Here is a 23926-nt window from a genome sequence, read left to right as displayed (position 1 = left end):
GCATCATGCCAGAATTCATCTACCAAATGCATCAGGCGCGCAAAGCGCACGGCGACAAGGTCATCCTCGACGACGTGTCGCTGTCGTTCTATCCGGGCGCGAAGATCGGCGTCGTGGGGCCGAACGGCATGGGCAAGTCGACGCTGCTCAAGATCATGGCGGGCATCGAGGAGGTGTCGAACGGCGACGCGCGCCTCACGCCGGGTTACACGGTGGGCATCCTGCAACAGGAGCCGCCGCTCGACGACGACAAGACCGTCATCGAGAACATCGAGCAGGCGTTCGGCGACGTCATCGCGAAGGTGGAGCGCTTCAACGCCATCGGCATGGAAATGGCCGAGCCCGATGCCGACTACGATGCGCTCATGGACGAGATGGGCAAGCTGCAAGACGCTATCGACGCGGCGAACGGTTGGGATTTGGACAGCCAGCTCACGCAGGCGATGGACGCGCTGCAGTGCCCCGATCCCGATATGCCGGTGAACGTGCTGTCCGGCGGCGAGCGTCGCCGCGTCGCGCTGTGCAAGCTGCTGCTGGAATCGCCCGACCTGCTGCTGCTCGACGAGCCGACGAACCACCTCGACGCGGAATCGGTGCTGTGGCTCGAGCAGTTCTTGCGCCGCTATCCCGGCGCCGTGCTGGCCGTCACGCACGACCGCTACTTCCTCGACAACGTGGCCGAGTGGATCTGCGAGGTGGATCGCGGCCAGCTGTTCCCCTACAAGGGCAACTACTCCACCTATCTCGAAACGAAGGCCGCGCGCCTCGAAGGCCAGGGTCAGCGCGAGGACAAGCTTGCGAAGCGCCTGCGCTCCGAACTCGATTGGGTTCGTTCGTCCCCGAAGGCGCGCCAGGCCAAGAGCAAGGCGCGCATCGAACGCTTCGAGCAGATGGCCGCCGAGGCGCGGACGTTCGAGAAGACGAGCGTGTCCGACATCACCATCCCCGTGCCCGCGCGTCTGGGCGCGAAGGTGATCGAGGCGAAGCACGTGCACAAGGCGTTCGGCGACCGCGTGCTCATCGACGACTTGTCCTTCACGTTGCCGCAGGGCGGCATCGTAGGCGTCATCGGCCCGAACGGCGTGGGCAAGTCGACGTTGTTCAAGGCGATCGTGGGGCTTGAGCCGCTCACGGGCGGCGAGCTGGAAATCGGCGAGTCGGTGAGCATCTCCTACGTCGATCAGAACCGTTCCGGCATCGACCCGAACAAGAAGCTGTGGGAAGTGGTGTCCGACGGCCTCGACTTCATGAAGGTGGGCGATCAGGAGATACCGAGCCGCGCCTACGTGTCGAGCTTCGGCTTCAAGGGCCCCGACCAGCAGAAGCCGGCCGGCGTGCTGTCGGGCGGCGAGCGCAACCGCCTGAACCTCGCGCTCACGCTCAAGCAGGGCGGCAACCTGTTGCTGCTCGACGAGCCCACGAACGACCTCGACGTCGAAACGCTGGAGAGCTTGGAGGAGGCGCTGCTGGCGTTTCCCGGCTGCGTCGTGGTGACGAGCCATGACCGTTGGTTCCTCGACCGTATCGCCACGCACATCCTGGCGTGGGAGGGCACCGACGAGAACCCGGGGAACTGGCACTGGTTCGAGGGCAACTTCGACGACTACCAGAAGAACCGCATCGAGCGTTTGGGCGAAGAGGCCGCCAAGCCCCATCGCGTCCATCGCAAGCTCACCCGCAACTAAGCTTCGGCCGCACGGCGCGAAACGAACGAGGCCCCCGGACGAATCCGGGGGCCTCTTCGCGTGCGGAGGATGCGCTACCAGCGCTTGAGCGTGGGCAGCAGGGCGCCCATGAAGGACACGGCCTCGTCGAGCGTGATGTGGCACGACTCGGCCATGCCGGGGGCGCAGCGCTCGATGAGCTCCTCGAGCGTCTCGTCCTCGAGGAAGGCGCCGTCGCGGTAGCACCACGAGCAGAATTCCTCCGAAGGCGAGCCGTCCGCTTCGGTGCCGTGGTCCTTCTCCTGGTAGAACGGCATGCCGCAGCTTTGGCAGAAGTCGCCGTCGGGCATTTCCAACAGCAGCGTGACGGGCACGTCGCACGTGGTGGCGATGAGCTTGCACATGTCGATGCCCGGCGACGTCTCGCCGTTCTCCCAGCGCGAGACGGCCTGGCGGGTGACGAAGAGCTTGCGCGCGAGATCGTCCTGGGTGAGGTTGCGCTCCTTGCGGATGCGGACGAGCACGTCTGAGATGGCCATGAGGTTCCTTTCGTCGGCGGGTTGCCCTGCCATTGAACCACGCGTGCGCGCCCGCCGTAAAGAAACAAAGCGTTGCGCCGCGCGTGCGGGCCCGTTTCCGGGTATGATGGCACGATGACGTGGCGGAACCTTCGATAAGGAGATACGATGAACGTAGTGTGCCTGGATTTGGAAGGCGTGCTGGTACCCGAGATTTGGATCGCGTTTGCCGAGGAGACCGGCATCGGCGAGCTCACGCGCACGACGCGCGACGAACCCGATTACGACAAGCTGATGAACTACCGCCTCGACATCTTGCGGGAGCACGGGCTGGGGCTCAAGGAAATCCAGGAGACCATCGGGCGCATCGACCCCTTGCCGGGCGCCAAGGAGTTCCTCGACGAGCTGCGCGCCACGACGCAGGTCCTCATCATCAGCGACACGTTCACCCAGTTCGCTCAGCCGCTCATGAAGAAGCTCGGCTGGCCCACCATTTTCTGCAACGAGCTGGACGTGGCCGACGACGGCAGCATCAGCGGCTTTAAGATGCGCTGCCCCCACTCGAAGCTCACCACCGTGCGTGCGCTGCAGTCCTGCGGGTTCGACACCATCGCCGCAGGCGACAGCCACAACGACTTGGGGATGATCGAGGCCAGCAAGGCGGGTTTCCTGTTCAAGAGCCCGGACTCCATCAAGGCCGAGCACCCCGAGCTGCCCGCCTACGAGGAGTACGACGAGCTCATGGCGGCCATCGTCGCGGCTCTGTAGCGCCCGCGCCCGGTTGCGGATCGGTATCTTCTCGTCTCGGCGCGTCGCGGTCATGGTAGTATGCTCAGGTGATTTTCGAGCAGAACGCAGCAGAGCCGAGACGAGGAGCTATCCGTGCCATACAAGGTGAACACGCCGGTTGAGGGACCGAAGGGCGTCATCGACGACGAGCAGTTGAAGCGCATGATGGCGGCGACGCGTCCGAGCTTCCTCGAGCGCAACCGCTACCGTTTGGTCACGCTCGTCCTCATCGCGATCAACGTGCTCGTCTACGCCCTCGAGGTCGTGCTGTCGGGTTTGAACGTGAACGTGTCCACGCGCGTGCTCGTGGACATGGGCGCCATGTACGCACCGCTCGTGCAATCGCCGCTCGACCTGTACCGATTCGTCACGCCCATGTTCCTGCACATGGACCTCATGCATCTCGGGTTCAACATGGTGGCCCTCTACAGCGTGGGCGAAGTGCTCGAGCGCGTGCTGGGCCGCGGCAACTTCCTGCTGCTGTACTTCGTGTCCGGCATCACGGGCAACGCCGTGTCGTACGCGGCCGACGTGGTGCTGGGAGGCGGCCCCACCGTGAGCGCGGGCGCGTCGACGAGCGTGTTCGGCCTGTTCGTGGCCGTGGCGCTGCTGGGGCTTCTGCACAAGGGCAACCGCTCGTTCTTCGCGCAGTACAGCAAGGGCATGCTGGGCGTCATCGCCGTGAACGTGGCCTACACCCTGCTCGTGCCGAACATCTCCGTGAGCGGGCACCTGGGCGGCGCGCTGGGCGGCCTCATCGCCATGTTCATGATCCCGGCCAAGAACCTGCGCGTGCCGACGCCCGTGCGCGTGGCGGTGGCCGTGCTGTGGGTGGCGGCGCTCGTGTGGTTGCTCGCCTCGCAGGGGGTGCTCGGTGGCTAGCGGACACGAGCACGCGGGCGCGGGCGACGGCGCGCCCCGCGCCGCGGGGCTGCGCCCGGCGCAGCTGCTGGCCGTGGGCGGCATGCTGTTCTCGATGTTCTTCGGCGCGGGCAACCTCATCCTGCCGCCGCTGCTGGGCCTGCAGGCCGGCAGCGAAGCGGTGTCGGCCATGGCGGGCTTCCTCGCGGCGGGCATCGGGCTGCCCGTGCTGGGCATCGTGGCCGTGGCGGTATGCGGCGGCGTGCGCGAGCTGGCCGGGCGCGTGAGCCCGCTGTTCGCGTCGGTGTTCATCGCGCTCATGTACCTCACCATCGGCCCGTTCCTCGCCATCCCGCGCACGTCGTCGACGGCCTTCGAGATGCTCAAGCCGCTCCTGCCCGCCGCCGACGCCGCGGGCGCCACGATGATGGCGGTGGTGTTCTCGGTGGCGTTCTTCGGCGTGGCGTTCGCCCTGGCCCTGCGGCCGGGGCTGCTGTCGCGCGTGCTCGGCCGCTTCTCGGCGCCGGCGCTCATCCTGCTCATCGTGCTCGTGGTGGGCGCGTCCGTGCTGGGCGGCGCGGGGGAGCCCGCGGCCCCGCACGCGCCCTACGCCGAGAGCGCCGTCTCGCACGGCTTCCTCACCGGCTATCAGACCATGGATCTGCTGGCCGCCCTCTGCTTCGGCATCGTGGTGGCCGCGAACGTGCGCGAGCTGGGCGTGAGCGACCCGAAGCGCGTGGCCGGGTCCATTTCGAGCGCGGGCGTCATCGCCGGCGCGCTCATGATGGCCATCTACTGCGGGCTCGGGTTCGTGGGCGCGTCGATGGGCGCGGCCATGCCCGACGCGACGAACGGCGCGGCCATCCTCACGGCGTCGGCAAGCGCGCACTTCGGCGCGGCGGGCACCGTCATCGTGGCGGCCATCTTCCTGCTGGCCTGCCTGAACGTGTGCACGGGGCTCATCTCGTGCTGCTCGGAGTACTTCTCCGAGGCGGTTCCGCGCGTTCCGCTGGCGGCGTGGGCGGCCCTGTTCGCCGTGTTCAGCTGCGCGGTGTCGCTCTTGGGGCTCGACGCCATCCTCGCGTTCTCCGCGCCGCTCTTGGGCGCGCTCTACCCGCCCGCCATCGTGCTCGTGATCATGGGGCTGCTGCACCGGCAGTGCGACCGCCTGCCGCGCATGTGGCCGTGGGCCGTGCTGGTCACGGCGGCGTTCAGCGTGATCGTGGGCCTGCGCGACGCGTTCGCGCCCGGCCTGTGGCTGCCGCTCGACGCGCTGCCGTTCGCCGCGATGGGCCTCGGGTGGGTGCTGCCCGCCGTGGCGGGCGCCGTCGTGGGCGCGGTGCTGTCTAGAGTCCCAGCCCCTTCGCCACGTTCGCGATGAAGTCCTGCACGTTCGTCACGATGCCGCGCGAGGCGAGCGAGCCGCGGTCGATGAGCTTGTTCACCGCGAACTCGGCGATGTCGACGCAGTAGAAGTACACCTGGCGCACCGTGCCGTCGGCGAGCACGCGGTACGACGGCGTCATGTTGCCCGTGGCGATGGTGTGCAGCATGGTGGCCATGCACACCACCGTGGTGGCTTTGCGCAGGTGGGCGCGCATGGCGTCCTGCGCCTCGTAGGCGTTGCCGCACACGCAGGGCAGCGGGCCGTCGTCGCGGATGGAGCCGGCCAGCACATAGGGCACGCCGGTCTTCTCGAGGGCGTACATGATGCCGTTGTCCACCTGCTCCTCCTCGATGAAGCGTCCGATGGAGCCGTGCAGCCGCACGCTGTTGATGGTGTCGAGGTGGTGGTAGTGGCCGAGCGGGCGGTTCTCCTGCGTCTCGATGTCCTGGCCGAGCGCCGTGTGGAAGTACGCGCCCTCCAGGTCGTGGGTGGCCAGGGCGTTGCCGGCGAACACGGCGTCCACGTAGCCGGCCTCGATGATCTTCGAGAACGCCGTGCGCGAGAACCCGTTGAACGAGAACGCCGGCCCCATGACCCACACGACGTAGCCGTGCTCGCGCTCGTGCTTGAGCAGCTCGTAGAGCTCGTCGTACTCGCGGGAGAAGGCGGTCTCGCGCGAGCGTCCCAGGCGAAACGCGAAGTTGTCGGGGCAGGGGGCCTCGTCGCCCGCCGCATCGGCGCAGACGGGGTCGAAGCCCTTCGTGTGCACGTAGATGCCGTCGCGCCCGTTCTCCGTGCGCCCGCATACCACGAGGTCGCCCTGGTGCAGGTGGCGGAACTCGCGCACCGCGATCACGCCGTCCTCGAAAACGGGTACGCAGTCCATGCGGCTCTCCTGCGCCATGATCCACGATCCGTCGATCTTGAAGTACTCGGGGTAGATGCTGAGGGCGTGGTAGCCCTGGGGCGCCACGCCGTCCTTCGGCGCGGGTTGCAGCACGGCGTCCGGCGCGTCGGCCAGCGGCGCGCGGGTGAAATCGGGTTCGGTGTAGGGGTTGAGGACGAAGCTCATGGGCGGCCTTCGATCTGTGCGGAAGCGGTAGGTTTCTCGAAACACGATTATAGCAGGACGCGGTTTTGGGAGTGGCGTCGCGCGCCCGGTTCCCCTAGACTGGTGAGCATGACTGAACAGACGAACGACCTCATCCCCCTATCCGCCTCCAACGACGACGCCGAGGCCGCCCGCCCCGGCTCGCTCGGCCGCCTCGCGCCCGCGTGGTGGGAGCCCGAAGAGGGCGAACCCGCGCCCGAGCCGTGGCTTTCCGCCGACGAAGCGCTCGACCGGTTCCTCGACTGGGTGGCCGCGCGCGGCATCGAGCTGTGGCCGCACCAGGAAGAGGCCCTCATGGACCTCATGGTGGGCGATCATGTGATCCTGGGCACGCCCACGGGCTCGGGCAAGTCGCTCGTGGCGCTGGGCTTGCACTTCATGGCGCTGGCCACGGGCAAGCGCGCGTACTACACGGCGCCCATCAAGGCGCTCGTCAGCGAGAAGTTCTTCGACCTCGTGGACGTGCTCGGACGCGAGAACGTGGGCATGATCACGGGCGACGCGCACATCAACGCCGAGGCGCCCGTCATCTGCTGCACGGCCGAGATCCTGGCGAACCAGGCGCTGCGCGAGGGCGAGCGCGCCGACGTGGGCTGCGTGGCCATGGACGAGTTCCACTTCTACGGCGACGCCGACCGCGGCTGGGCGTGGCAGGTGCCGCTGCTCACGCTGCCGAACACGCAGTTCCTGCTCATGAGCGCCACGTTGGGCGACGTGTCGAACATCGCGGCGTCGCTCAAGGCGCGCACGGGGGTCGAGGTGGACGTCGTGGCCGACGCGCCGCGCCCCGTGCCGCTGTCGTACGAGTACGTGGAGATGCCGCTCGAGGGCACGGTGGAGCTGGCCCTGCGCAAGGGCGAGGCGCCGCTGTACCTCGTGCACTTCTCGCAGGACGCGGCGCTGTCCACGGCGCAGGCGCTGTCGAGCTACGGCGTGGCCGGCAAAGAGCAGCGCGAGCTCATCAAGGAAGCGGTCAAGGGCACGCGCTTCACCACGGCGTTCGGCAAGACGCTCAAGCGCCTGCTGGCCAGCGGCGTGGGCGTGCACCATGCCGGCATGCTCCCGCGCTACCGTCTGCTGGTGGAGAAGCTGGCGCAGCAGGGCCTGCTGCCGGTCATCTGCGGCACCGACACCCTGGGCGTGGGCATCAACGTGCCCATCCACACGGTGGTGCTCACGGCGCTCACGAAGTTCGACGGCCACAAGATGCGCCGCTTGCGGGCGCGCGAGTTCCACCAGATCGTCGGGCGCGCGGGGCGCTCGGGCTTCGACACCGAGGGCATGGTGATCGCCGAGGCGCCCGAGCACGACATCGAGAACGCGAAGCTCATGGCGAAGGCCGGCGACGATCCGAAGAAGCAGCGCAAGGTGAAGAAGAAGCAGCCTCCCGAGGGCTTCGTCACGTGGAACAAGCAGACGTTCGAGCGGCTCATCGAGGCCGTGCCCGAAACGCTCAAGCCGCGCATGCGCATCACGCACTCCATGGTGCTGTCCGAGGTGGTGCAGGGCGGCGACGCCTACGGCCGCGTGCGCCAGCTCATCGACGACTCGGCGCAAACCGACGAGGAGAAAGCGGCGCTGCGCCAGCGCGCCGACGAGATATTCAAGACGCTCATCGACGCGGACGTGGTGGAGCGCGTGCAGGACGAGGGCGGCGCCGTCGCGTACGTGACCACCGTCGACCTGCCGGAGGACTTCGCGCTCGATCAGCCGCTGTCGCCGTTTCTGCTGGCGGCGCTCGAGCTGCTCGATCCCGAGAGCGAAACCTACGCGCTCGACGTCATCTCCATGGTCGAGGCCACGCTCGAGAACCCGCGGCAGGTGCTGCGCGCGCAGGAGCGCGCCGCGCGCGATAGGGCCATGTCCGACATGAAGGCCGACGGCGTGGACTACGAGGAGCGTCTCGAGCGCCTGGCCGAGATCACGTACCCGCGCCCCCTCGAAGAGCTGCTCGACGCGGCGTTCGATCGCTACTGCGCCGACGTGCCGTGGGCGCGCGACTACGCGCTCGAGCCGAAGAGCGTGCTGCGCGACATGGTGGAAGGCGCCTCCGACTTCAAGGGCTACGTGCAGCGCTACGGCATCGCGCGCTCGGAGGGCACGCTCTTGCGCTACCTGTCCGACGCCTACCGCGTGCTCGACCGCACGGTGCCGGCCGATAAGCGCGACGAGCGGCTCGTCGACGTCATCGCGTGGCTCGGCTTCGTGGTGCGCTCGGTGGACTCGAGCCTCGTGGACGAGTGGGAGAGCGCGGGCGCGGCCGTGGACGTCGCGCCGCCTGCGATGGGCGACGTCGTGGTGCAGGATCGCCGCGGCCTCACCGTGCTCGTGCGCAACGCGCTGTTCCAGCGCGTGCGCCTTGCGGCGCAGGGCCGCGTCGGCGAGCTGGGCAAGCTCGATCAGGACTGGGGCTGCGGCGAGCCGCGCTGGCAGCGCGCGCTCGACGCCTACTTCGACGCGCACGAGGACATCCTCATCGACGCCGACGCGCGCTCGATGGCCTACCTCGCCATCGACGAGGCCGACGAGCAGGCGCTGCACGTGTGGCACGTCCGCCAGATATTCAGCGACCCGGAAGAGGACCACGATTTCGCCATCGTCGCCGACGTGGACCTCGACGCCACGCAAGAAGAGGGCGAGGCGGTGTTCAAGAACTACCGCGTGGGCTTCGCCGAAGAGGTGGGGGAGTAGCGCGAACCGCTTGCGTGTCCGAAAACCGCGTGTTTTCGGAGTGCGGAGACGGTAGTATGGAGGGCGCACGGCGGAGGGCGACGCGAAGGGAGGATGCCGATGCTTGACGACGACGCCTGCTACGAGGCCCTGCGCGCGAACGACGCGCGGTTCGACGGATTGTTCTTCGTGGGTGTGTCCTCGACGGGGATCTACTGCCGGTCGGTGTGCCCCGCGAAGCTTCCCAAGCGCGAGAACTGCACGTTCTTCCCGACGGCGGCCGCGGCCGAGGCGGCCGGGTACCGGCCGTGCCTCAAGTGCCGCCCCGAGCTTGCGCCGGGGCAGCCCGCCACGCTCGAGATGGACGAGCTGGCCGCCCGCGCGGCGGCCGCGCTGCGCGACGGCTCCGCCTCGTCGGTTGCCGCGCTCGCCGCGAGCCTGGGCGTGTCGGAGCGGCACCTGCGCCGGGTGTTCGAGGCGACCTGGGGCGTGAGCCCCGTGCGCTACCGCACGACGTGCCGGCTGCTGCTGGCGAAGTCGCTGCTCACCGAGACGGACCTGCCCGTCGCGCAGGTGGCGCGGGCCTGCGGCTTCTCGTCGACGCGGCGCTTCGAGGAGGCGTTCGGCGCTTCCTACCGCCTGGCGCCCGGCCGGTTCCGCCGGCAGCTTGCGGCCGGCGGAACCGCGCGCACGGGCGCGGCCGACGGCGCGGCGGCGGGAAGCGTGTCGTTTCTGCTGGGGTACCGCGCGCCGTACCGCTACGACGAGCTGCTCGCGTTCCTGCGCTTCCGCGCCATCGAGGGCGTCGAGAGCGTGTCGGACGGCGTGTACAAGCGCACCGTGCGCATCGGGAAGTCCGTCGGCTGGATCGCCGTGCGCAACCGGCCCGAGCGCTCGGCGCTCGAACTCACGGTGTCCGAGTCGCTCTACGGCCATCTGCCGCTCGTGGCGGCGAAGGCGCGCCTGCTGTTCGACACCGATTGCGACCCGCGTCTCATCGACGAGGGGCTGGCCGGCTTCCACGATCGCACAGGCGGCGCGTTTCGCCTCGAAGGCGTGCGCCTGCCCTGCAGCTTCGACGGCTTCGAGATGACGGTGCGCGCCATCCTCGGACAGCAGATCACCGTCAAGGCGGCGAACACCCTGGCGGGACGCGTGGCGGCCGCGTTCGGCACCTCGCTCGGCTCGGCGGGGGCGCCTGCGCCCTTCGAGGAGCTGAGCACGCTGTTCCCCGCGCCCGCCGCCTTCTGCACCGCGGGCGCGGCGGAGCGCCTCGGCGAGCTGGGGGTCATCCGGCAGCGGGCGCGCTCCATCTGCGCCGTCGCCGAGAAGCTGGAGGCCGGCGCGCTCGAGCTGCGGCCCGGCGCCGACGTCGAGGCGAACGCCGAGGCGCTGCTCGACGTGCCGGGCATCGGTCCGTGGACCGTGCAGTACGCGCTCATGCGCGCGTTCGCCTACCCGGATGCGTTTCCCGCCGCCGACTACGCGGTGAAGCACGCCTTCCCGGGCCTTGCGCCCCGCGAGATCGAAGCGCTGTCGCGGGCGTGGAGCCCGCTGCGCTCGTACGCGGTCATGTCTTTGTGGTCCGAACCCCTTGGATAGGAGCCTTCGATGATCTACCTCGATACCTACGACGCGCCGGTGGGCGCGCTCAGCCTGGCGAGCGACGGGCCGCACCTGTGCGGGCTCTGGCTCGACGGGCAGAAGTACTACGAAGAGAAGCTCGAGCAGCGCGTGGGCGCGGCGGGCGACGAGGCCGCCGCGCTCGTGAGGCTCGCGGGCCCCGAGGCGCGCGCCGTCGCGCCGGGGCTGCAGGCGGCCGTCGCCTGGCTCGACCGCTACTTCGACGGCGCCGATCCCGGCCCGCTGCCGCCGCTGGCGCTGCACGGCACGCCGTTTCAGGAGGAGGTGTGGGTGCGCCTGTGCGCCATCCCGTACGGGCGACTCACCACGTACGGCGCCCTCGCCGACGAGATCGCGCTCGCGCGCGGCGGCGGCAAGGTGTCGGCGCGCGCCGTCGGCGTGGCGGTGGGCCGCAACCCCGTGTCCATCGTCGTGCCCTGCCATCGCGTGGTGGGCGCGGGCGGCAGCCTGACGGGCTACGCGGGCGGCATCGAGCGCAAGAAGCGCCTGCTGTCCCTCGAGGGCGTCGACGTGGCCGCGCTCAAGGTTCCGAAGAAGGGCACCGCCCTGTAGATGCTTCTTGCGTCGGATTGCGCCCGGTTCGCGCCGTGCTGAGGTATCATATGCGTTCGAGAGGATCGGAACATGCCCGGGCGAACACGGAGGAACCTATGACGAAAATTGCAATGACCACGCCCTTGGTCGAAATGGACGGCGACGAGATGACGCGGATCATCTGGCAGATGATCAAGGACGAGCTCATCACTCCCTACGTCGACCTTAAAACCGAGTACTACGACCTGGGCCTCGAGCACCGCAACGCCACCGACGACCAGGTGACGTTCGATTCCGCCGAGGCCACCAAGCGCCTGGGCGTGGCCGTGAAGTGCGCCACCATCACGCCGAACGCGGCGCGCATGGGCGAATACGACCTCAAGCAGATGTGGAAGAGCCCGAACGGCACCATCCGCGCCCTGCTCGACGGCACCGTGTTTCGCACGCCCATCACGGTTGCGGGCATCGAGCCCTGCGTGCGCAACTGGACGAAGCCCATCACCATCGCCCGCCACGCGTACGGCGACGTGTACAAGAACACCGAGCTGCGCGTTCCCGGCCCCGGCACGGTGGAACTCGTCTACACCGCCGCCGACGGCACCGAGACGCGCGAGCTCGTGCAGGAGTTCGACGGCCCCGGCATCGCCCAGGGCATGCACAACCTCGACGCGTCCATCGAGAGCTTCGCGCGCAGCTGCTTCGAGTACGCGCTCGACGTGAAGCAGGACATCTGGTTCGCCACGAAGGACACCATCTCCAAGAAGTACGACCACCGCTTCAAGGACATCTTCCAGGAGATCTACGACGCCGAGTACGCGCCGCGCTTCGAAGAGGCCGGCATCGAGTACTTCTACACCCTCATCGACGACGCCGTGGCGCGCGTGATGAAGGCCGACGGCGGCTTCATCTGGGCCTGCAAGAACTACGACGGCGACGTGATGAGCGACATGGTGTCGAGCGCGTTCGGCTCGCTCGCCATGATGACGTCGGTGCTCGTGTCGCCGGCCGGCGTGTACGAGTACGAGGCCGCGCACGGCACGGTGCAGCGCCACTACTACCGCCACCTCGAGGGCGGCGAGACGTCCACGAACTCGGTGGCCACCATCTTCGCGTGGACGGGCGCCCTGCGCAAGCGCGGCGAGCTCGACGGTTTGGACGACCTCGTGGCGTTCGCCGACCGTTTGGAGAAGGCCACGCTCAACACCATCGAGGCCGGCGAGATGACGGGCGACCTCGCGCTCATCACCACGCTGCCGAATCCGACGAAGCTCAGCACCCACGGCTTCATCCAGGCCATCGCGAAGCGCCTCGAGGCGTAAGCGCTCAGCCGCCCCATTCGTATCGCGTCTTCGAAGAGCCGCCCCGACCGGGCGGCTCTTCTCATGTTCGCGGTGCGGTTACCAGGGATTCAACTATTACTTGAACTGGGATTTCAGACGTTACGCCTTCGTTTCTTTTGCCATACTTACCATTTTCGGTTTACTTCGCCCTCGGCGGCGAAGGCATGGTTTGCGAATGGGAGGAACGATGGGGAAGACGATAGGGGCGAGACGCGCCATGCTGGCGCTCGTCGCGCTCGTGCTCTCGTGTCTGCTCGCCGGGTTGGCGGGCTGCGGCGGGAGCGATGCGAAGGCATCGTCGGGCAGCGGCACGCTGCGGGTGGGCGTGCGCAGCGACGTGGTGGGCTTCGGCTACCTCAACGAGGCAACGAACAAGTACTACGGGCTGGAAATCGACATCGCGGAGGACATGGCCGCGCGCATGGGCTACGCCGATGTGGAGTTCGTCACCGTCACGCCCGATACGCGCAAGAAGATGCTGGTGGAAGGCGATGTCGACTGCATGATCGCCTGCTATTCCGTCGCGGCGTCGCGCGAGGAGAACTTCGATTTCTCGCCGACCTATTACACGGACTCGTCCGTCGTCATGGTTGAGGACAGCTCGCTCATCACGAGCGTCGACGATCTCAAGGGCCTGACGTTCGGCACCATGGCGGGCACGAACACCGCTCCCCAATTGGCGCTCAAGCTGACGGAGTCGGGCTTCACCTCGGGCGAGGCGCTCGAGCAGAACGAAGACCACTCGATGACGCAGTTCGACACCTTCCGCCTGGTGCAGCTTGCCTCCTACCAGGATCTGAGCAAGGCGCTCGAAGAGGGCACCATCGACGCGGCGTGCATGGACGGCGCGATCGCCCACACGTATCTGAGTGCCGACCGCAGCATCCTCGACTACACCATCGACACGCAGGAGTACGGCGTTGCCACGCAGAAGGGCTCCTCGCTGAGCACGCCGGTGGCCGAAGCCGTGCAGTCGATGCTCGACGACGGCACCATCGCTGCGCTGACGGATAAATGGGATTAACGGGGGCGCATATGTCTAGGAGACTTAAAATCAAAATAGCCGTCCTCGTGGCGGTTGCGGCGCTCAGCATGACGGGCATGGGCGTGCTGCTGTCCTCCATGCAGACCGAGCTGTCGCTGGGCGATTACACCACCGAGATGCAGCAGGAGGCCGACGCGCTTCCCGAGCTCTTGGCTTCGGCGAACGAGAACGTCGAGCAGAACACCGTCACCTTCGACGAGATCTACCAGTCCAAGGCCGAGAGCGTCGCCTTCATCGCGAACAACAACGCGGGCTTCGCGGCCACGCAGGCGAAGATGGTGGAATACCAGGACTTGCTGGGCGTGGACAACGTCATGGTGGTGGGTCGCGACGGCACCCTCATCGCCGGCGCGCAGGACACGCTCGCGGACTTCTCGTCGTCGCGCTTCAACCAGCTGCGCACCGTGTTCGCCGACGGCAAGCCCTCCCAGGCCGTGGAGGTGGAACTGCCCGACGAGAACTGGCTCATGCGCTACTACGCGGCGCGCATCGACGACGACACCATGGTGGTGATCGAGCAGAATCCCGAGGAGCTGCGCCAGCTCGTGCAGGTGACGGGCTCGACCGAGAGCGTGCTCAAGAACATCGCCATCGGGCAGCACGGCTTCATGTTCGCCGTGTCCGCGCAGGACTACCTCATCGCGTACCATCCGAACCAGAACCTCGTGGGCGCCGACGCCCTCGACGCCGGCATCGATGCGACCGCCCTGGAAGACGGCGCCGTCTCGTGGATGACGCTCGACGGCGCGTCGCTGTACGCCAACGTGAGCAAGATCGGCGACACGTACTACATCGCCGCCGTGCCCGAAAGCGACATGGCCGCCACCCGCAACATCACGGTGGGCGTCATCCTGTTCATCTTCTTCGCGGTGATGACCGTGGTCATCATGTACGGCATCTTCGTCATGCGCGAGGACGAGCGCCACGGCTTCGACCCGGCGAACTTCAGCCAGGTGGGACCCCTGCGCTACAACAAGGTGATCGGTCGGAAGGCGGCCGTGCTGTCGCTCGTGGGCTTCCTGGGCATCCTGGGCGTGTCGTTCTACATGCAGACGCTGTTCGCGCTGTCGAGCGAATCGGTGGCCAATAACGAGCGCGTCGCCGAAGTGGTGGACACGATGGAGCGCTCGACCGAGCGCATGGAGGCGCTCAACGACCAGTACAGCGAGCGCTACCTGAGCAAGGCCACGGTGGCCGGCTACATCCTCGACCAGAACCCCGCGCTCGAGAACCGCGACGACCTGCAGAAGCTGGCCGACGCGCTGCAGGTGCAGTACCTGTTCGCCATGGATGCGGACGGCGTGCTGACGGCGACGAACTCCTCGTACACGAACTTCAAGTTGAGCGACGACCCGGAGGATCAGTCGTTCGCGTTCAAGAAGCTGCTGCAGGGCGCCGACTCGGTGGTGCAGGAGCCGCTGTCCGACGAGATATCGGGCGAGCTGCGCCAGTACATCGGCGTGGCGCTGCACGGCGCCGACGGCGAGGTGGACGGCCTCGTGCAGATCAGCGTGCGCGCGACGCGCCTCGAGAGCCTGCTGCAAACCGTGCAGATCGACAGCGTGCTCGACGGCGTGAAGGCCGGTGCCGACGGCTTCGCGTTCGCGGTGAACAAGGCGGACGGCACGTTCGCGTACTTCCCCGACACGCGCCTCGAGGGCAAGCCGGTGCTCGAGCACGGCATGGTGGAGAACCAGCTCAAGGACGGTTTCTGCGACTATCTCACCATCGACGGCACCACGTACTACGCCTCGTCTGCGGAAACCGACCAGTACTACCTCTACCTCGCCGGCACCGAGGGCGACCTCATGGGCGAGCGCGTGCCCTTGACGTTGGCGACCGGCGCCGTGGCGCTCGTGTGCCTCGTGGTGATCTTCCTCTTGCTGGCGTTCGACTCGAGGCGCAGCGTGTACGTGGCCGGGCCCGTGAGCGACCCCGAAGCGCGCATGTTCGACGTGAAGATGCCGAGCGGGCGCACGGCCAAGACCGAATCGGCTGCAAGCCGTTGGCTTTCCCGTTCGTTCAGGTGGAGCGAGAAGACGGCCGAGCAGAAGACCGTGACGGTGGTGCGCTGGCTCGTGGCCGTCTCGGTGATCGCCGTGTTCGTGGCCGTGGTGTTCCAGGATCGCATCTTCGGCAGCGGCTCCATCTTCTCCTACATCCTGGGAGGGGAGTGGGAGCGCGGCGTGAACGTGTTCGCCATCACGGCGTGCATCATGTTCATTTGCGTGGCGCTGACCGTGGTCACCGCGCTGCAGAAGCTGCTCGACCTTTTGGCCACCGTGCTGGGCGCCCGCGGCGAGACCGTGTGCCGCCTCTTGGGCAGCTTCATCAAGTACGCCACCATCATCGGCATGGTGTACTACTCCCTGGCGCTCGTGGGCGTGGACACCACCACGCTGCTGGCTTCGGCGGGCATCCTGTCCATCGCCATCAGCTTCGGCGCGAAGGAGCTCGTGAGCGATATCCTGAGCGGGCTCTTCATTATCTTCGAGGGCGAGTTCCGCGTGGGCGACACCATCAAGGTGGGCGATTGGCGCGGCACCGTGGTGGAGATCGGCGTGCGCACCACGAAGGTGGAAGACGGATCGCGCAACATCAAGGTGATCCGCAACAGCGACATCAGCAACGTCGTCAACATGACGAAGGAAGTGTCCTACGCTTCGTGCGACGTCGGCATCGAGTACGGCGAGTCGCTCGAGCGCGTGGAGAACATCCTGGCGAAGGAGCTGCCGAACATCCGCAAGCGCCTGCCGAAGACCATCGACGGCCCGTTCTACAAGGGCGTCGTGGAGCTGGGCGACAACAGCGTGACCATCCGCATCGTGGTGCAGTGCAACGAGGGCGACCGTGCGCAGCTCGAGCGCGACCTGAACCGCGAGATAAAGCTGCTGTTCGACAAGTACGATATCGGCATCCCGTTCCCGCAGGTGGTTATCAACGAGCCCACCGAGCGCCGCAAGGCCACCGCGGCCGAGAAGCGCAGCGCCGACAAGTTCAACGAGCAGCAGAAGGAAGCCTCGGAGGACGTGTTCGAGGAAGAGGAGGACAAAACGCGGTAAGCGTGCTCGATAAGGGGGAAGCGACGAACCCGCGGCCGTATTGCCGCGGGTTCGTTCGTTTGCGGAGCGTCGATCCTCCGGTCTCGCGACATTCCACTTAAATTTGAACTGAGAGCTGCGGTTCGTCGACGTGTTGCGTCTTTGTATACTGTTCGTTGCCTTACCAACTGGCCCCGATATCCATTGTAGAAAGCTGCGCGTGCATGACCGATTTCAACAATCCGAAGAAGCTCGGCTTCATGCGGGTCATCCAGGTATTCTTCGCCCTCAACATCGCGCTGACCGTCTCGGGTCTGGTGTTCATGATCAAGGGGAGCTACGAGCTGGGGTTCGCGGAGATCCTCGACTACGCGAACCTCGTCTTCGACGGCATCTGCTTCTGGCTCATATGGCACCGCTATCGGGCGACGCGCGGATTCGTCATCGGGTTCAGCCTGTTCAACATCGTCGTTGGCACGGCGTACAACCTGGCGACCGGCTCGTTCGACCTGCTCGACCAGGTGATCGCCTCGTCGTCGGACATCATCCTCATCGCCTACTTCCTCACGTCGCGGCGCGTCAAGGCCGTGCTCGTGCATCCCTTCTCCGACGAGAAGGCGCAGGCGCAGCTCGATGAGCACCGCGGCTACTTCCAACCGCGCACCTGGGGGTTCTGGCGCAACCTCATCATCTACTTCTGCGTGTTCAGCGTGGTGGGACATTGGATGGAAGCGGGCTACTGCACGCTCATCCGCTTCGGGTTGATTCCCGGCATCTACGATCCGAACTCGCAGATCTGGCACGACTGGCTCTATCCGTTCTGCGTGTACGGTTTCGGTGCCGTGGCCTGCGTGCTCGTGCTGTTCCCCGTCAAGAACCTCCTGCAGAAGCATTTCCGCGGCCATGCGGTGCCGCTGGCTTTGAGCTTCGTGGCGAACGCGCTCGTGTGCACGAGCATCGAGCTCGCCATGGGACTCATGCTCAACCAGCCGCTGCCCGACGGCACGCTGCCGCTGTGGGATTACCGCGACATGTTCTGCAACTTCATGGGCCAAGTATGCCTGCAGAACGCGCTTGCGTTCGGCTTCGTGGCCACGCTCATGACCTGGGTTATCTATCCGGGTTTGGAGAAACTGCTCGCCCATGTGCCGCCGTACGCCATGAACATCGCGTTCATCGCGGTGGTCATCGTCTTCAGCATCCTGTTCTTCCTGTACTGCGTGAACGTGGCGGTGCCGGAGGAGGACGTCGTGAATGCGGCGAAGGGCATCCTGCAATCCATGGCGCCGGGAGCGACGGTGTCCTCGAGTGCGTGACCGGGTGTTCTGGCGCAATCTCGCCGTGTACTTCTGCGTGTTCAGCGTGGCGGGCCACTGGATGGAGATCGCGTACTGCTCGTTCATGGACCTGTTCGGCATCGTGGACGAGGACTCGCTCGTGTGGGCCGACCCGCTCTACCCCTTCCTCGTCTACGGGGTGGGCGTGGCGGTGTGCGCGATCGTGCTCGTGCCGTTGAAGGAGCGCCTTCTGGCGCGCCGGCGCACGCGGCGGGGCGCGGGGGCGGAGTTCTACCTGATCGCCGTTGTGGCGTGCCTGGTCATGGAGCTGGTCATGGGGCTTCTGCTCAACCAGCCGAACGAGCTGGGGGAGTATCCCCTATGGGATAACTCCGTGCTGCCGCTCAACGTGCTCGGGCAGGCGTGGCTCGTGAACGACCTTGCGCTCGGCGCGGTGGCCATGTTGTACACGTGGGCGGTGTACCCGCTCTGCGAGCGGGCGTTGGCGAAGGTGCCGGCGCGGGTCATGGACGCGGTGGCGCTCGCGACGGTGGCGGGGTTCGCCGTGCTGTGCGCGGTCAAGTTCTCGTGAAGGGACGGGGTGCGGGCGGTGCGGATAGCGCGAAGGCGCACGGTGGGAGAAGGAAGACGTCGCGTTCGACTTCGGCGTGTATGCACAACCAGCGTGCGAACAGTGTGCACGCGATGAAGAGAGGAAAAAATCATGTCCGGTTCCCAAAAAGCGTTGAAAGTCATATCCATCCTGCTGCTGGTCTGGGGCATCCTCATGCTGCTCCTGGGCGTGTTCCTGACGGCGGGCTCGCAGGTGCCCGGCATGTCGGCCGAGAGCATGGACGTGAACGGCACGACGATGAACATGGCCACGGCCGCCATCGGCATCGGGGTGGGCACCATCGTGGCGGGCGTCGTCTACGTCGTCATCGCCCTCTTGGGCCTGCGCGGCGCGAAGAACCCGCGCAAGGCCGGCGCGTTCTTCGTGCTGTGCATCATCGGCCTCGTGCTGTCGCTGATCAGCCTTGGCATGGGCATTGCCCAGGGCACGTTCCAGTGGCAGTCGCTCATCGGCATTCTCATCATCGCCGTGTGCACCTACTTGGCAAACGCCGTCAAAAAGCAGGCGTAGGGCTCTTTCGGTTCGGGGAAAGTGAAGGGGCTGGATGAACGCGATCTTCCAGATAGTCGCTCGCGACGTGAAAAGGCTGCTGCGCAACCCGGTGGCGCTCGTCATCACGTTGGGCGTATGCGTCATACCCTCGCTGTACGCGTGGTACAGCATCGAGGCGAACTGGGACCCGTACGCGAACACGGCGGGCATCCGCGTGGCCGTGAGCAACGACGATCGGGGCACGTCGGACAAGCTTGTGGGCGCGCTCGATGTGGGGAGCGAAGTGGTGGCCGGCTTGCACGACAACACCCAACTCGGCTGGGAGTTCGTGTCGTCCGAGGAAGCCCTTGAAGGCGTGCGTTCGGGCGCGTATTACGCCGCCGTCATCATCCCGGAACGGTTCAGCGCGGATTTGGTGAGTGCCGCATACGGCGGTGCGGAACGGCCGCAGCTGGAATACTACGTCAACGAGAAGAAGAACTCGGTTGCCCCGAAGGTGACCGACGCCGGTGCCGCCGCCATAGAGCAGCAGATCAACGAGACCTTCGTTCAAACGGTGAGCAAGGCCGTCGTCGGGAAGGCGCAGCAGGCGGGTTGGGAAGCCGAAGACGATGAAGCGCAGGCCGAAAGCGACGCCGTCAAGAACGTCGACAACGCCGTCGCGGCGCTCGATCAGGCGCAGGCGCTGCTCGAGAGCATGGCGGGCACGGTTGCTTCTTCGCAGGAGTCCGCCGAACGGGCTCGGGGAACGCTCGCCGATTTGGCGGCAGAGCTTCCGGGACTGACCGAGGCGCTCGGCGAAGGGAGCTCGCTCCTGTCATCGGCGCGATGGGCGGCGAACGGCTATTTCTCGTCAGCGTCTGCTGCGGTGGGGGATGCGAGCTCGTACGCGAGCAACGCGGCCGTGCAGGCGAATGCCGCCATCGGGAGGACGGCGGGCGACATCGTGGCGTTGCAGAAACGCGTGGACGGCATGCTCGACGATGCGAAGGATGTGCTGAAAGAGGGCGAATCTGCACTCGCAGCGCTTAAAGAGGCCCATCCCGATCCGAGCGCCGATCTTGCCGCGCTCATCAAGAAACTGGAGGAGGAGAACGACCGTCAGGAAGAGACGATCGTCATGCTCGAGCAGGCGAGCGAGACCGTGCGAACCGCGATGGTGGCCGCTGCGGACGCTACGTCTGCGGTGAGCGGCGCCGTGCAGGGGGAAGCGGGGGACCTCTCGCAGTCGCAGCGCGCGCTTTCGTCCGACGTGATGCCGCAGCTGTCGAACGGGCTCGACGGCCTCGCTCAAGCCTCGGGCACGCTCGGCGGCGCGGTTTCGGCGCTCGAATCGCTTGTCGCGCAGGCCGATGCTGCGGTCGCGCAGATGCAATCGACGCTCGACCAGGCCGAACAAGCGCTTTCGTCCTCCGGTTGGTCGCTCGGTTCGGCGCGAGGCCAGCTCGATGCCATGGCTACCGATCTGGCGGCCCTGAACGAATCGGCTTCGCTCGATCAGCTTTCCACCCTCCTCGGACTCAACTCGGACGACGTGGCAAGCTTCATGGCGGCGCCCGTGACGCTGCGCTCGGAGGTGGTATTCCCCGTGGACACGTACGGTGCCGGCGTCGCGCCCTTCTACACGAACCTTGCGCTCTGGGTGGGAGGTTTCGTTCTCATCGCCATATTCAAACTCGAAGTCGATCGCGAAGGCATCGAGCGGATGACGCCGACGCAGGGCTACTTCGGGCGTTGGATACTGCTCGTGATGCTGGCAGCCGTGCAGGCGCTCATCGTGTGCATCGGCGATCTCGTGCTGGGCGTGCAGTGCGTGGAGCCGGTGGCGTTCGTGGCGGCCGGCGTCTTTGCGTCGTTCGTGTACCTCAACATTATCTATGCGCTCGGCATCGCGTTCAAGCACATCGGCAAGGCGCTTGCCGTGGTGCTGCTCATCATGCAGATCCCCGGTTCTTCGGGCATGTATCCCGTCGAGATGATGTCGGGGTTCTTCCAGGCCATCCATCCGCTTCTGCCGTTCACGTACGGCATCGGGGCGCTGCGCGAAGCCATCGGCGGCATGTACGGCGGCGCGTACTGGATCGACCTTGCGCATCTGGCCCTTTTCCTGCCCGTTGCGCTGCTGATCGGGCTCGTTGCGCGACCGTATCTGCTCAACATCAACCTCTTGTTCGATCGCAAGCTGGCGGAAACCGGCGTCATGGTGTGCGAGCAGGGCGATCTGGAGCGCAAGCGCTATCGGTTGCGCACGGTCATCCGCGCGCTGCTCGACACCGATGCGTATCGCACGACGCTGAACCGACGGTTCGAACGGTTCGAGCGGCGCTACCGCCACTACCTGCATGCGGGATACGCGGCGCTCGCCACCTTCTCCCTCGTCATGCTGGCGCTTATGTTCACGTTGCAGGTGGGCGTGGACGGCAAACTGCTCATGCTCGTGATCTGGATCGTGCTGCTCGTCGCCATCGACGGGTTCCTCATCGGGGTCGAATACGTCCACGAAAACCTCGACTATCAGGTTGATCTTGCCGACATGGACGAAGGCGACCTGCGCGATAAGGTGCGCACGCATCTGACGTTCGGCTCGCGCGCCGGCATGATGCAGCCCTCCGAGCAGGAAGGGGAGGGCCGCTCATGAGGAACATCTGGGAGATATTCGTCGCCGACCTCAAGAACGCGACGAAGAGCGCCGTGGGCGTCGTCGTGCTGGTCGGGCTCGTCGTGGTGCCGGCGATGTACGCGTGGTTCAATATCCTGGGCGGATGGGACCCGTACGAAAACACCGACGGGCTCAAGATAGCCGTGGCGAATGCGGATGAAGGGTATTCGAGCGATCTTGTTCCCGTCGATCTCAACATTGGCGACAGCGTGGTGGCGGCTTTGCGGGCGAACGACCAGTTCGCCTGGGAATTCGTGAGCGAGGACGAGGCGGTGGAGAGCGTGCGCTCGGGTTCCTGCTACGCCGCCATCGTGATCCCCGAGAGCTTCAGCGCCGACATGATGACGCTGTTTTCCACCGATATCAAGCATTCGGATATCGTGTACTACTCGAATCAGAAGGAGAACGCCATCGCTCCGCGCGTGACCGACAAAGGCGCAAGCGCCGTGCAGGCGAGCATCGACGAAACGTTCGCGAGCACGGTGGACGAAGTGGGCCTCAAGGTGATCTCGCAGCTCATCACGTTCATGGACGGCGACGCCATGAGCTCGTACGCCGCGACGCTGAGTCGAAACCTGGAGTACCTCGAAGCCGACCTCGATAACGCCGCCGATCAGGCCACGGCATTCTCCGCATTGCTCGTGTCGACGTCGTCGCTCGTCCAGACGACGTCGGGCATCATGGGCGATTCGGGGGCCGCGTCGGCGTCTTCGAGGAGCGCGATCGACGAGGCGAGCGCGGGGCTTGCGAGCGTGGGCGATGCGCTTTCGGAGGCGACGGCGGTTGCGGACGGGACGCTTGCTCAAAGCGGCGAGAGCTTCGACGTCATCGCCCGCAGCATCGACAAGGGGCTCGAGGCTGCCGAGAAGCCGGCGGGCGAGGTTGCGGGCGACTTGAAGAAGGCCTCGGACGACCTTCAGCACTTGTCCGACAACCTGGTGCAGGTGCGCGATGCGATACAGGACATCGAGGATGCGAACGCTTCGCCCACCCCGGAAGACACAGCTGCGAACAAGGAAACCATCGAGAAGTTCGATCGTGCCATACGGTCGCTCGATTCGCTGAAAAAGGGCATCGACGGGCTGTCCCACGATGTGGGGAAAACCTTGGAAACCGCCGCAGAGGATCGTCGCGACGTGGAATCGCTCCTCGGCCAAGCGCGCGAGAGCCTCTCGGGCATCCGCACCGATTACGAAAGCGGCCTGTCGTATCAAGCGGAAACCCTTCGTTCGACCTTGTCGTCGGTACGCTATTCGGCCGAACGCGTGTCGGGCGATGTGGGGTACGTGCTTTCGTCTTTGACGGGCGTTTCCAACGCTCTTGCGGGCGATTTGGATGGAACGCGCGTGGCGCTCGACCAAGCGGGCGATGCGCTCAAACGCGCGAGCGCCAAGCTCAAAGCGCAACGCGAGGAGCTGGCCGAAGCCCTTTCCGTGGGCGACCTCGAGCAGGTGAAGCGCATCGTCGGCTCCGACCCCGAGGGCATGGCGTCGTTTTTGTCGTCGCCGGTGAGCATCGATCGCCACAGCGTGTACGGCATCGCCAACTACGGTTCCTCCATGGCGGCGTTCTATACCGTCCTGTCGCTCTGGGTGGGTTCCATCATCCTCGTTGCGATGATGAAGGTGGAGGTGCCCGAGCGGCGCATCGCGGCGCTCGGAAGCGATGTTCGGCTGCATCAACGCTACCTCGGCCGCTTCTGCATCTTCGCCGTGCTGGCGTTTTTGCAGAGCACGTTCGTATGCTTGGGCGACCTGCTGTTCCTCGGTATCCAATGCGAGCATCCGCTGCTGTTCATGCTGGCAGGCTGGGCGGTGGCGCTCGTGTTCAGCTTCCTCGTGTACACGCTCGTGGTGTCGTTCGGCGACATCGGCAAAGCCGTTGCGGTCGTGTTGCTGGTCATGCAGGTGGCCGGTTCGGGCGGCACGCTCCCCATCGAGATGACGGCGCCGTTCTTCCAGGCCGTCTATCCGTTCCTCCCGTTCACGCATGGGATTGCGGCCATGCACGCCTGCATCGGCGGCATATACGGTTCGGAATACGCGGTGCAGATCGGGCAGTTGCTGCTGTTCCTCGTGCCCGCCTTGCTGCTGGGCCTCGTGCTCCGCAAGCCGGTGATCAAGCTGAACGACTTCGTCATCGAGAAGCTTGAGGAGACGAAGATCATGTAGGCGTCGCTGCGAAGCGGACCCGGGACGTTGGTCTCGGGTCCGCTTCGCGTTTCGTGCACGGTTGTGGGATAATCAAGCGGATACAAGAG

Annotated in this window: 17 protein-coding genes; 15 read left to right on the top strand and 2 right to left on the bottom strand. The window is 66.2% G+C overall.

Annotated features, from left to right (window positions below; translation table 11 throughout):
* The first annotated feature begins 5 nt into the window (after nucleotides 1-5).
* Nucleotides 6-1685: an energy-dependent translational throttle protein EttA gene (gene ettA / locus C1876_RS06860; RefSeq protein WP_114545976.1), complete on the top strand. Its 1680-nt coding sequence runs from the start codon at nucleotides 6-8 to the stop codon at nucleotides 1683-1685.
* A 74-nt stretch (nucleotides 1686-1759) separates the two neighbouring features.
* On the opposite strand, the gene C1876_RS06855 is transcribed toward ettA, so the two are convergent.
* Nucleotides 1760-2203 (bottom strand): zinc ribbon domain-containing protein, encoded by a 444-nt coding sequence (locus tag C1876_RS06855; RefSeq protein ID WP_114545975.1) that lies wholly within the window; start codon nucleotides 2201-2203, stop codon nucleotides 1760-1762.
* 147 nt (nucleotides 2204-2350) lie between these two features.
* Here C1876_RS06855 and thrH point away from each other — a divergent pair, with 147 nt between their 5' ends.
* The 3 genes from thrH (at nucleotide 2351) to brnQ (ending at nucleotide 5213) form a co-directional block, all read left to right on the top strand.
* The gene (gene thrH, locus C1876_RS06850) at nucleotides 2351-2950 is read left to right on the top strand and encodes a bifunctional phosphoserine phosphatase/homoserine phosphotransferase ThrH (RefSeq protein ID WP_114545974.1); all 600 of its coding nucleotides are present in this window, start codon (nucleotides 2351-2353) and stop codon (nucleotides 2948-2950) included.
* Nucleotides 2951-3064: 114 nt separating this feature from the next.
* Nucleotides 3065-3853, top strand: a complete 789-nt coding sequence (locus C1876_RS06845) for a rhomboid family intramembrane serine protease (RefSeq protein WP_114545973.1) — start codon at nucleotides 3065-3067, stop codon at nucleotides 3851-3853.
* On the top strand, nucleotides 3846-5213 hold the full coding sequence (brnQ, locus tag C1876_RS06840; RefSeq protein WP_244910067.1) for a branched-chain amino acid transport system II carrier protein: 1368 nt from the start codon (nucleotides 3846-3848) through the stop codon (nucleotides 5211-5213). Before C1876_RS06845 ends, brnQ begins: the two co-directional genes overlap by 8 nt.
* Here brnQ and C1876_RS06835 read toward each other — a convergent pair.
* The gene (locus tag C1876_RS06835) at nucleotides 5179-6291 is read right to left on the bottom strand and encodes a putative NPN-dependent ornithine cyclodeaminase (RefSeq protein ID WP_114545972.1); all 1113 of its coding nucleotides are present in this window, start codon (nucleotides 6289-6291) and stop codon (nucleotides 5179-5181) included. The two genes, brnQ and C1876_RS06835, sit on opposite strands and share 35 nt — an antisense overlap.
* A 108-nt stretch (nucleotides 6292-6399) precedes the next feature.
* Here C1876_RS06835 and C1876_RS06830 point away from each other — a divergent pair, with 108 nt between their 5' ends.
* The 11 genes from C1876_RS06830 to C1876_RS06780 all read left to right on the top strand — a co-directional run bounded on the left by C1876_RS06830 (nucleotide 6400) and on the right by C1876_RS06780 (nucleotide 23837).
* Nucleotides 6400-9021, top strand: coding sequence for a DEAD/DEAH box helicase (locus C1876_RS06830; protein WP_244910066.1), 2622 nt, complete (start codon nucleotides 6400-6402; stop codon nucleotides 9019-9021).
* A gap of 99 nt (nucleotides 9022-9120) precedes the next feature.
* Nucleotides 9121-10602: an Ada metal-binding domain-containing protein gene (locus C1876_RS06825; RefSeq protein WP_114545971.1), complete on the top strand. Its 1482-nt coding sequence runs from the start codon at nucleotides 9121-9123 to the stop codon at nucleotides 10600-10602.
* Nucleotides 10603-10611: 9 nt separating this feature from the next.
* The gene (locus tag C1876_RS06820) at nucleotides 10612-11196 is read left to right on the top strand and encodes a methylated-DNA--[protein]-cysteine S-methyltransferase (RefSeq protein WP_114545970.1); all 585 of its coding nucleotides are present in this window, start codon (nucleotides 10612-10614) and stop codon (nucleotides 11194-11196) included.
* Between the two features lie 98 nt (nucleotides 11197-11294).
* On the top strand, nucleotides 11295-12497 hold the full coding sequence (locus C1876_RS06815) for an NADP-dependent isocitrate dehydrogenase (protein WP_114545969.1): 1203 nt from the start codon (nucleotides 11295-11297) through the stop codon (nucleotides 12495-12497).
* Nucleotides 12498-12705: 208 nt separating this feature from the next.
* Nucleotides 12706-13542 (top strand): transporter substrate-binding domain-containing protein, encoded by an 837-nt coding sequence (locus tag C1876_RS06810; RefSeq protein ID WP_114545968.1) that lies wholly within the window; start codon nucleotides 12706-12708, stop codon nucleotides 13540-13542.
* A gap of 11 nt (nucleotides 13543-13553) precedes the next feature.
* Nucleotides 13554-16625, top strand: coding sequence for a mechanosensitive ion channel domain-containing protein (locus tag C1876_RS06805; protein WP_114545967.1), 3072 nt, complete (start codon nucleotides 13554-13556; stop codon nucleotides 16623-16625).
* Between the two features lie 203 nt (nucleotides 16626-16828).
* Nucleotides 16829-17920, top strand: coding sequence for a putative ABC transporter permease (locus C1876_RS06800; protein WP_114545966.1), 1092 nt, complete (start codon nucleotides 16829-16831; stop codon nucleotides 17918-17920).
* Nucleotides 17913-18473 (top strand): putative ABC transporter permease, encoded by a 561-nt coding sequence (locus C1876_RS06795; protein ID WP_244910065.1) that lies wholly within the window; start codon nucleotides 17913-17915, stop codon nucleotides 18471-18473. Before C1876_RS06800 ends, C1876_RS06795 begins: the two co-directional genes overlap by 8 nt.
* A 132-nt stretch (nucleotides 18474-18605) precedes the next feature.
* Nucleotides 18606-19025 (top strand): hypothetical protein, encoded by a 420-nt coding sequence (locus C1876_RS06790; RefSeq protein WP_114545964.1) that lies wholly within the window; start codon nucleotides 18606-18608, stop codon nucleotides 19023-19025.
* Nucleotides 19026-19059: 34 nt separating this feature from the next.
* A complete protein-coding gene (locus tag C1876_RS06785) occupies nucleotides 19060-21645 on the top strand; it encodes a YhgE/Pip domain-containing protein (protein WP_114545963.1) in 2586 nt (861 codons plus the stop codon).
* Complete coding sequence (locus C1876_RS06780; RefSeq protein ID WP_114545962.1) at nucleotides 21642-23837, top strand: YhgE/Pip domain-containing protein; 2196 nt, start codon at nucleotides 21642-21644, stop codon at nucleotides 23835-23837. The genes C1876_RS06785 and C1876_RS06780 overlap by 4 nt, the downstream gene beginning before the upstream one ends.
* Nucleotides 23838-23926 lie beyond the last annotated feature (89 nt).

Source organism: Eggerthella sinensis, assembly GCF_003339815.1.
In the GTDB taxonomy this organism is placed as follows: Bacteria; Actinomycetota; Coriobacteriia; order Coriobacteriales; family Eggerthellaceae; genus Eggerthella; species Eggerthella sinensis.
This window is presented reverse-complemented; position numbering and strand designations above follow the sequence as displayed.

Coding starts and splice junctions, on each gene's coding strand:
- ettA (WP_114545976.1), top strand. CDS start 6: ATGCCAGAATTCATCTACCAAATGCATCAGGCGCGCAAAGCGCACGGC.
- C1876_RS06855 (WP_114545975.1), bottom strand. CDS start 2,203: ATGGCCATCTCAGACGTGCTCGTCCGCATCCGCAAGGAGCGCAACCTC.
- thrH (WP_114545974.1), top strand. CDS start 2,351: ATGAACGTAGTGTGCCTGGATTTGGAAGGCGTGCTGGTACCCGAGATT.
- C1876_RS06835 (WP_114545972.1), bottom strand. CDS start 6,291: ATGAGCTTCGTCCTCAACCCCTACACCGAACCCGATTTCACCCGCGCG.
- C1876_RS06830 (WP_244910066.1), top strand. CDS start 6,400: ATGACTGAACAGACGAACGACCTCATCCCCCTATCCGCCTCCAACGAC.
- C1876_RS06825 (WP_114545971.1), top strand. CDS start 9,121: ATGCTTGACGACGACGCCTGCTACGAGGCCCTGCGCGCGAACGACGCG.
- C1876_RS06820 (WP_114545970.1), top strand. CDS start 10,612: ATGATCTACCTCGATACCTACGACGCGCCGGTGGGCGCGCTCAGCCTG.
- C1876_RS06815 (WP_114545969.1), top strand. CDS start 11,295: ATGACGAAAATTGCAATGACCACGCCCTTGGTCGAAATGGACGGCGAC.
- C1876_RS06810 (WP_114545968.1), top strand. CDS start 12,706: ATGGGGAAGACGATAGGGGCGAGACGCGCCATGCTGGCGCTCGTCGCG.
- C1876_RS06805 (WP_114545967.1), top strand. CDS start 13,554: ATGTCTAGGAGACTTAAAATCAAAATAGCCGTCCTCGTGGCGGTTGCG.
- C1876_RS06800 (WP_114545966.1), top strand. CDS start 16,829: ATGACCGATTTCAACAATCCGAAGAAGCTCGGCTTCATGCGGGTCATC.
- C1876_RS06790 (WP_114545964.1), top strand. CDS start 18,606: ATGTCCGGTTCCCAAAAAGCGTTGAAAGTCATATCCATCCTGCTGCTG.
- C1876_RS06785 (WP_114545963.1), top strand. CDS start 19,060: ATGAACGCGATCTTCCAGATAGTCGCTCGCGACGTGAAAAGGCTGCTG.
- C1876_RS06780 (WP_114545962.1), top strand. CDS start 21,642: ATGAGGAACATCTGGGAGATATTCGTCGCCGACCTCAAGAACGCGACG.